This is a genomic window from Gordonibacter sp. An230, from assembly GCF_002159915.1.
In the GTDB taxonomy this organism is placed as follows: domain Bacteria; phylum Actinomycetota; class Coriobacteriia; order Coriobacteriales; family Eggerthellaceae; genus Rubneribacter.
On sequence record NZ_NFJP01000038.1, the window covers coordinates 19,389 to 27,425 of the forward strand.

Genomic DNA, 8,037 nt, shown 5'->3' on the forward strand with positions numbered 1-8,037 from the left:
ATCGGCGCACGCTCGACAGGCGATGCGGCAACAGATGCCGGCAAGGAACGCGCCGACGAACGCCCGGTCGTCGAAACGCGCCCCTCGACCTGCACGCCGCATGCAGCGTACGCTTGCGCGATCCAGGATGGCTGAGATCCTGACGCACTGCGCGTTTCTGCGCCTGCGTCACGAAGCCTCCTCCTTGCCGTCGACCCTCTTGCGCAGGGTGCATCGTCGCTCGCCTCAGTCCAGCGCGAACCCCGCGCTCAAGCGAGCGGTTTTCGGACATCGATTCGGCGTGACCGCGATTCGGACGTGCGCGCGAGGAAGGCGCTGCGCGAGAAAGAGGATCGAACGCCGCCCAAGCCGACAACGCGCACACAGCCGCCCTCACTCCTCCTCCGCCCGCTGCTCGGCCAACAGGAGATCCACCATGCGACCATAGCTGCGCATGCCGTCGGTTTGGTCGTTCGCCTTCAAGTAGGCGTCGTTGGCGGCGTTGGAGACGTCTTGGACCGGACCCTCGTACTTCGCCCAGTGCTCCGCGCGCTGAGCGAGGTCGCGCTGCACCGCCGCTGACAACCCCGAGGCGATCGCATTCGCCGATTCCAAGTCGACCTTCCTGAGCGCGCTCAGGGCGTTGTCGTACGCAAGCATGAGCCCGCTGTAACGCATGAGCGCATCGTCCGACTCCTTGCACGCCAGGTAGGCTATGAAGTTCGCCTCGTCCTCGCGCATGAAGCCGTACTGGTGCGCCAGCTCGTGCGCCATGGCCCAGGGGATCGCGAACGACGGGTTGTCCACGTTGACGTTCGACTCCATCGTGAAGGGGAAGAACGCGCCGCCGATGTTCGCGTACGACATCAACTTGGATGCGAGCACCGGCTTCGGCGGCGAGTACAGCGGACGCTCAAGCACCGGGTACTGCTCGGCCAGCTTCCGCATGGCTTCGACCGACTCCTGCGCGTAGCGCTCGAACTGGCCCGGCTCGACCTCGAACAGGTCCGCGTCGTCGCCCAGCAGCGCCCGGGCTTGCCCCAGCTCGTCGGCAAGCGCCGCGGTAAGCGACACGAGTTCCTCTTGGCGCTGCGCCGAATCGGCGTCTGCCCCCTCCACATCGTAACCGGCATGCTCGGCAAAGGTGTAGCGGTGGTAGTTCAGCCCGCACAAAGCCGTGAACAGGAAGAACGCAACGCAGACGATGGCCAGCGCCCCCATCGCGCCGCGATATGCCGCCATGCCGCGCTCGCCCGTGCGCACGATGACCGCGCGAATCGAGCACGCAAGGTAGGCGAGGCAGAACAGCAGGAACGCCGCCGCAACCCATTCGGCAACCGAGAAGCTTGCGAGCGAGGGCAAAAAGCCCACGACGCTCGACAGCGCCGGGTACACCGCGCTCGCGTACCATTCGGCCGCGTCGGGGTTCGCCCGCGCCGCCATCGTCGCCCCGAGCGCGACGGCCCCGAGCGGGATGAGCAGCATCCGCTTGAGCAAGAATCTCCGCATGCCGCGTTTCGGACGATCGCCGATGTCGTCGCTCATTCCGGATCCGCGCCCTCCAGCGCTTCCTCGATCCACCTGCCAACACGGGGGTAATCCTCGACGGCGGTTTTGTACACTGCCTCGAACGACAAGGTGAAGTAGCCGTGCGCATACACGTCGCGCGTTTTCGCCGCGTACTTGAGCTCGCTGCCCGGATTCTCGCTATAGAACTCGTCGCTGAGCCGCTTCGCCAGCTCGCCGATGTTGATAGAGGTCATGGCAGCTGCGCGCTCCATGGTTTCGTCGGCGAGAAATGCCCGCTGATCCACTCCATCGAGCAGACGCCCGAGGTAGCGGATCTCGGTCGCGATCTTCTTCAATATACGCCGATCAGCCTCTTTCATACAGCGGGATCACCTCCTCGATCACGAGAAGGGAGTCATCGGGAACGGGATCTTGCACGACATCGACCGATGCCTCGAGATGCTGTTCCATCGAGGAAAGAACCTTTGCAAGGGTGAAAAGGCTCACGACCGCCGAGGTGAACGACACGAGGAGATCGATGTCGGAGGCCGAATTCGCCGTCCCTTTCGCATAGCTTCCGAACAGCGAGACCTTCCGAATCTTGTTCGGCTCTTCAACCTGCTCGTTGTAGGTTCGGGCCGCTTCCGCAACCCTGTCTCGCAACTCGTCCAGCGCATACGGCGGCATAGCTTCACCTCGCTTTTCCGATCGGCACCTGGTGCACAGTATACTGCATACGCATACCGGTTCTGCCCCGCGCGCCTCCTACAGATCGTCCACCAACGCGCTCGACTTCGCGTAGGCGGTCGAGCGCGCCTCGAAGAAGTCGGTCTTGATCATGTTCGCGTTCGAGAACTGGCTCACCCAGGACATGCTTTCCGGCTCGCGATCATGGCCTTCGTACAGAGGCTCGAAGCCCAGCTGGGTGCAGCGCAAGTTCCCCAGATATTGGATGTAGTCGGTGACCATCTGCTTGTTGAGGCCGGCCACCTCGTCGCCGATGGCGTAGTGGCCCCAGCGAATCTCCTGCTCGCAGCCTTCCTTGATCATCGCGCGGTACCCCTCCACCAGTTCGGGCGTGAACAGCTGCGGCTCCTCCTCCTTGAGCTCTAGGAGGATGCTGCGGAACAGCCACAGGTGGGTGTTCTCGTCGCGGTTGATGTAGCGGATCTCCTGCACCGACCCGGGCATGAGGTTGTTGCGCCCCAGGTTGTAGAAGAACATGAAGCCGCTGTAGAAGTACACGCCCTCCAGGATGTAGTTCGCCACGAGCACGCGCGCGAGCGCCTCGGGGCTCTTGTCGTCTTGGAACTCGTTGTAGAGGTTCCCGATGAACTCGTTGCGCGCCAGCAGATGCTCGTCCTCTTTCCACTGGTACAGCACGTCGTTGCGCTCCTGCGGTTCGCAGATGGTGTCGAGCATGTAGCTGTAGCTCTGGCTGTGCACCGCCTCCTGGAACGTTTGGACGGCAAGGCACAAGTTCACCTCGTTGGCGGTGATGTACTCGCCCACGTTGGGCAGGTTCGCCGTCTGCAAGCTGTCGAGGAAAATCAAAAACGACAGGATCTTGTCGTAGGCGCGCCGCTCGGGCGCGGGCAACTTGCGGTAGTCCTTGATGTCCACGCCGAGGTTGATCTCCTCGGGTATCCAGAAGTTGTTCATGGCCTGGCGATACCAGTCGCTCACCCACTCGTACTTCATATTGTTGAAGTCGTTGAGGTTCGTCGTGTTGCCCCCGATCATCCGCCGGTCGAGCACATCGGTATCCCCCAGCGGGTTGAACAGGGGCTTCTTCTTCAGTTCAGACATGGCGAGCTCTCTCCTTCCATGCACCCGCAGGGCGCATATTGAAACGCGCAGGTTGGCGTAGCAAGTCAGCGAAGGGCGTCATGGTCCCGAGATCGTGGGGAGGGCGGGGCATGGCGTACTTCGGTACGCGAGCCCTCGGCCTCGCCGCGAGATCGGGCGCCAGGGCGCCCCGCAGCGTCGGCAGGTTCCGGCGGCCGGCAGGCCGACGGAACCATCACGAAGCGCAAGCTTCACATTCCTCCACTTCCAAGCTCTTCGAGCGGACGTAGTAGATGGTTTTCACGCCTTCTTCCCAGGCCAGCAGGTACAGGTCGAGCACGCGGCGAAACGTGTACTCGTTCGTGATGTACAGGTTCATGCTCTGCGCCTGGTCGATGTGGCGCTGCCGCACGCCGCAGGCGCGCACCGACCACGATTGGTCGATGAGGTGGGCGTTCTTGTAGTACCAGAACGTGTCCATCGACAGCTCGGGCGCCACGCGCGGCATGAGGCCGTTCTTCTTCTCCTCGAGGAAGTACCGGCTCATGACGGGGTCGAGCCCCGCCGTGGTGCCGGCGATGATGCTCGTGGAGCTGGTGGGGGCGACGGCCAGCAGGTAGCCGTTGCGCAGGCCGCGGGTGGCCACGTCGCGCGCGAGCTCTTCCCAGCGGCCTTCCACCAGGCCGCGGTCGCGGAAATACTCGCCCGTCTGCCAGCCGCTGCCCTCGAAGAACGCGTAGGCGCCCTTCTCCCGCGCGATGGCGCATGACGCGCGCACCGCCGCATAATGCACGTCGCCGAACACGCGCTCGGCAAACGCGAGGTGCTCGTCGCTCTCCCACTTGATGCCGCGCTTCGCCAGCATGTGGTGGTACCCGCTCACGCCCAGGCCGATGGGCCGGTACTGCCGGTTGTTGATCTGAGCGTACGGCACGGGGAAGAAGTTGAGGTCGATGACGTTGTCGAGCGCGCGCACCGCGCTTTCGGTGACGTGCGCCAGCTCCTGCGGGTCGTCCACGTCGATGTGGCCGAGCGACAGGCTGGCCAGGTTGCACACCACGAACGCGCCCGGCTTCGTCACGGTGACCACAACCTGCTCGCCGTCGACGTCCTCGATGCGCTGCTCCACCTGCTCGATGGCGCCCATGTTCTGCGCGATCTCGGTGCATAGGTTGCTGCAGTAGATGACGCCCTGGTGCTTGTTCGGGTTCGCCCGGTTCACCGTGTCGCGGTTGAACGTGAACGGCGTGCCCGTTTCCACCGCGCTCTTGATGATGAGGCGAATGACGTCCTTGATGGGGATGACGCGCTTCTTGATGCGCGTATCGGCCACGCATTCGAGGTACTTCCGCGTCCATTCCTCGCCGAAACAGTCCTCGAGCGCGTAGCCCTTCACCGTGGCGATCTCGTGCGGGCACATGAGATACCAGTCGCCCTCGATGTTGTCGCGCGCCTGCTGCCAGAAGTAATCGGGGTAGCAGACGGCGGGGAACACGTCGTGCGCTTTCATGCGGTCATCGCCGTTGTTCGTGCGCAGCGCGAGGAATTCGGGCAGGTCGCGATGCCACGCGTCCAGGTACACCGCCACGGCGCCCTGCCGCATGCCCAACTGATCGACCGCCACGGCCGTGTCGTTCGCAAGGCGAATCCAGCGGATGACGCCGCCGGCCGCCCCGTCGAACCCGCGGATGGCGCTGCCCGACGCGCGCACCTTGCCGAAGTACAGGCCCATGCCGCCGCCGTACTTGCTCACCTTCGCGAAGTTGTCGATGCTGCGGTAGATGCCGTCCAGGCTGTCGGGCACCGTGTCGATGAAGCACGACGACAGCTGATGGAACGGCTTGCGCGCGTTCGACAGCGTGGGCGTGGCCATGGTCACTTTGAGCAGGCTCAGCATGTCGTAGAAGCGGCGCACCCACCCCAGGCGCTCGGCCGGGTCCTCCTCCATGGCGAGGTGCAGCGCGATGCCGAGGAACATCTCCTGCGGCGACTCGAGCGGCGCGCCCTGGTGCGTGCGGATGACGTAGCGGTCGAGCAGCAGCTGCAGACCCGCATAGGTGAACAGGTTGTTGCGGGCGGGGTCGAGGAAGGAGGCGGCCTCGCTCAGCTCGGCGGGCGTGTAGTGCTGCAAGATGTAGTCGCCGTAGAGGCCCTCTTCGGTGAGGAAGGCCACCTTCTGCGCGAACGTCTCGATATGGCGGGCGGTCATGCGCTCGTCAAGGGCGCGGTCGAACTGCACCATGAGCAGGCGCGCGGCGATGATCTCCCAGCGCGGCGCCTCCTGGGTGGTCAGTTCGACGGCCGCCTTGATGAGCATGGCCAGCTTCTGGTCGTCGGTGGCGTCGGGCTTCGCGAACGACTGGAACTTGTGGTGTAGGTGCGCAAGCTCGTACTCCTCGCCGGCGAACTCCTTCTGCACGGCGGCCAGCACGCCCGGCAGCGCGGCGATGCCGGGCAGCTGCGCGCACAGGCGCTCGCGGGCGGCGCGCTTGCGGGCGCGGTCCTCGCGGTACAGGATGTAGCTTTTGAGCTCCTGGTAGTGGTTCGCCTCCATGAGCGCACGCTCGACGAGGTCCTGCACGTCCTCGACCGCGACGGCGCCGCCGTTTTGCGCCGCCGCTTCGGACATCGCGCGCTCGATGCCGGCGATCAGGCGATCGGCTTCGTTGTCGGCCAGGTGCGTGCCCACGCTGGAGAATGCGGCGCCCATGGCGCGTTTGATCTTGTCGGCGACGTACGGCTCCGTCGTCCCGTTGCGTTTGGAAATCTGCATGTTGGTCTTCGTCCTTCGTCCTTTGGCCGCGGTGCGCTTTGCGGATGGTCATCGTAACACAATATGGTAGCGAAATTACAACATATTGGGGAACGGAGCATGACGAACACCACATCGACGAACCGCGCCAAACGAAACCCGGAGCGCACCGCGCCGAAGAGAAGCAGGTGTTTCACCTTCCTATGTGATGCGCAATGGAGCCCTTTACGTTAAGCTGGGATCGGCGCGAACTCATGCTCGCCGGATTCCGAGCCGGACCCTTCTGGTCAGACGTCTCGGAAGACCCCGATCCGTCAGGCGGGCCTTCCGAAACGTCCGAGCAATCCGCACACAGCGATCTAACCCAGCCTCTGCCAACGGCAGTTTGGCAGAGAGGTGATTTCCGCTGTGAACCAAAATCGACACGAACCCGCGTTCGCCGAATCGCCCCTCGAAACCTCCGATCAGGTGCTCCAGGGGGGGCTTCCTGCTTGTCGGCTGGAACCTCCGAAGCGATGGCGAAGCCCTGCACGACGAGCCGACCTGGCCCATGTCAATCCTGGTTAACAGCGGAAGGTGATCGTCCATGTTAAACCAGGATTGACACGAACCCATGTTCTTCCAGTTCTGAGCCAGACCCCTCCGGTCGGGCGCCCCGCAAGGCCCCCGTCTGGTGGATAGGGGGCTTCCGAGGCGTCTGGGCGATCCGCGCGCGGCGGGACCGATCTGGCCTGCATCAATCTTGGTTTAACAGTGGAAGGCGATCCCCTTAGCACAAAATGACGGTTAAGAACGATTTTCCTGCTTCCTAGAGGAGCGTTTTCGGAGAAACACCAGGTCGCGAAATTCGATCTGATCGAAAAATCGTTCTTAACCGTCATTTTGTGCTAGAGCTTTCATTGCCCTATGGTAAACGAAGATTGGCATGGGCCGGATCGACCCGCCGAGCAAGGCCCCGCCAACCCCTCGGAAGGCCCCGCCCGTTGGACGAAGGGGGCTTCCGAGGGGTCCGGTCTAAGGAAGCTCGGCTCGATATCAGGCGAATGTGGGCTCGCATCGATCCCGGCTCGACACGGACATCGCGTCGAAATGGCGCAGATCGCGTCTTGTGCATAGGGCACCGAGCGCCTTCCCGCCCCAACGGAAGCGTTTCCCCAGGTCGGGATTCCCGCCGAGATCGTCGCCGACCCCTCGGGGCGCTTTTTCGGAGGAGAACCTATGCCCAAGGGGCGATCTCTGCCGTTTCGGGCCGAACTCTGCGTCAAGCCGGAATCGGCAGAAGCCGGGTCGGCCCGCCGAGCGAGGTCCACCGGCGCTTCGGAAGACCCTCTCGCCCAACAGGCGAAGCCTTGCACGACGAGCCGACCCGGCTTCTGCCGACGACAGTTCAACAGAGACATGGAACCCGCGATGGCAAAAAATCACCGAAATCGGAAGGTTCGACCCCCTCGCTGCGGTATCCGAAGAGGTTTCTCTTCGCGAAAGGCCAGGTCGCTCCACAGGGGATTCTGCGGCGGTTGGGCGAGCCTTCCGATTTCGGTGATTTCTCGCCACGATGGCAGGATCGCGCGATCTCAAAGGGGGAATTGGCACGGACGTCTCGCGAAGCACCCGGCCAACGACCTCCGACGAACCGCAGATACCGCGCTGCATCCCGCAGCAACGCCCCGCATGTCCGCGAGAAGCCGGCACCGCGCGCTCCCCGATCATCCCGCACGCCTCGCATCCTCGGAGCAGTCGTCCGCGCGCACTCCGTCGTCCGATGCCCGACCCCTCTCCACACGCACCGCACTCCCGATGTCCCACGCGTCTCGGTGCCCGAAGCTCAACCGAAAGAGGAAGAAGGGCTCGAGCGTTTCCCGGTCGCCACGGCGAACCGCGCCGCCAAAGATGGGAGCGCGCTGACGGATGGAGAAGCCGACCCGCGCCCCGGATGAGAATGTCTGCCTGTTTCTCGATTGACCATCCCACGATGCCCGTCAGTCCCCGCACCTCCCACCCTCCCACAC

5 protein-coding genes are annotated in these 8,037 nt (G+C 63.8%); all 5 read right to left on the minus strand.

Going from position 1 to position 8,037, the window contains the following annotated elements; genetic code table 11:
* Nucleotides 1-372 precede the first annotated feature (372 nt).
* Nucleotides 373-1,524, minus strand: a complete 1,152-nt coding sequence (locus B5F40_RS14555) for a DUF3810 domain-containing protein (RefSeq protein WP_239443083.1) — start codon at nucleotides 1,522-1,524, stop codon at nucleotides 373-375.
* Nucleotides 1,521-1,868, minus strand: a complete 348-nt coding sequence (locus B5F40_RS14560) for a HepT-like ribonuclease domain-containing protein (RefSeq protein ID WP_087194993.1) — start codon at nucleotides 1,866-1,868, stop codon at nucleotides 1,521-1,523. Before B5F40_RS14560 ends, B5F40_RS14555 begins: the two co-directional genes overlap by 4 nt.
* Nucleotides 1,855-2,175 carry a nucleotidyltransferase family protein gene (locus tag B5F40_RS14565; protein WP_087194994.1) on the minus strand — a complete coding sequence of 107 codons (321 nt, stop codon included), beginning with the start codon at nucleotides 2,173-2,175 and terminating at the stop codon, nucleotides 1,855-1,857. Before B5F40_RS14565 ends, B5F40_RS14560 begins: the two co-directional genes overlap by 14 nt.
* 78 nt (nucleotides 2,176-2,253) lie before the next feature.
* Entirely contained in the window at nucleotides 2,254-3,297 is a 1,044-nt protein-coding gene (locus B5F40_RS14570) for a ribonucleotide-diphosphate reductase subunit beta (protein WP_087194995.1), read from the minus strand.
* Between the two features lie 214 nt (nucleotides 3,298-3,511).
* Nucleotides 3,512-6,049: a ribonucleoside-diphosphate reductase subunit alpha gene (locus tag B5F40_RS14575; RefSeq protein ID WP_087194996.1), complete on the minus strand. Its 2,538-nt coding sequence runs from the start codon at nucleotides 6,047-6,049 to the stop codon at nucleotides 3,512-3,514.
* Between the last annotated feature and the right edge of the window lie 1,988 nt (nucleotides 6,050-8,037).

Bases quoted from the DNA above. Each gene is read 5' to 3' on its own strand.
- B5F40_RS14555 (WP_239443083.1), bottom strand. From the start codon at position 1,524: ATGAGCGACGACATCGGCGATCGTCCGAAACGCGGCATGCGGAGATTC.
- B5F40_RS14575 (WP_087194996.1), bottom strand. From the start codon at position 6,049: ATGCAGATTTCCAAACGCAACGGGACGACGGAGCCGTACGTCGCCGAC.
- B5F40_RS14560 (WP_087194993.1), bottom strand. From the start codon at position 1,868: ATGAAAGAGGCTGATCGGCGTATATTGAAGAAGATCGCGACCGAGATC.
- B5F40_RS14570 (WP_087194995.1), bottom strand. From the start codon at position 3,297: ATGTCTGAACTGAAGAAGAAGCCCCTGTTCAACCCGCTGGGGGATACC.
- B5F40_RS14565 (WP_087194994.1), bottom strand. From the start codon at position 2,175: ATGCCGCCGTATGCGCTGGACGAGTTGCGAGACAGGGTTGCGGAAGCG.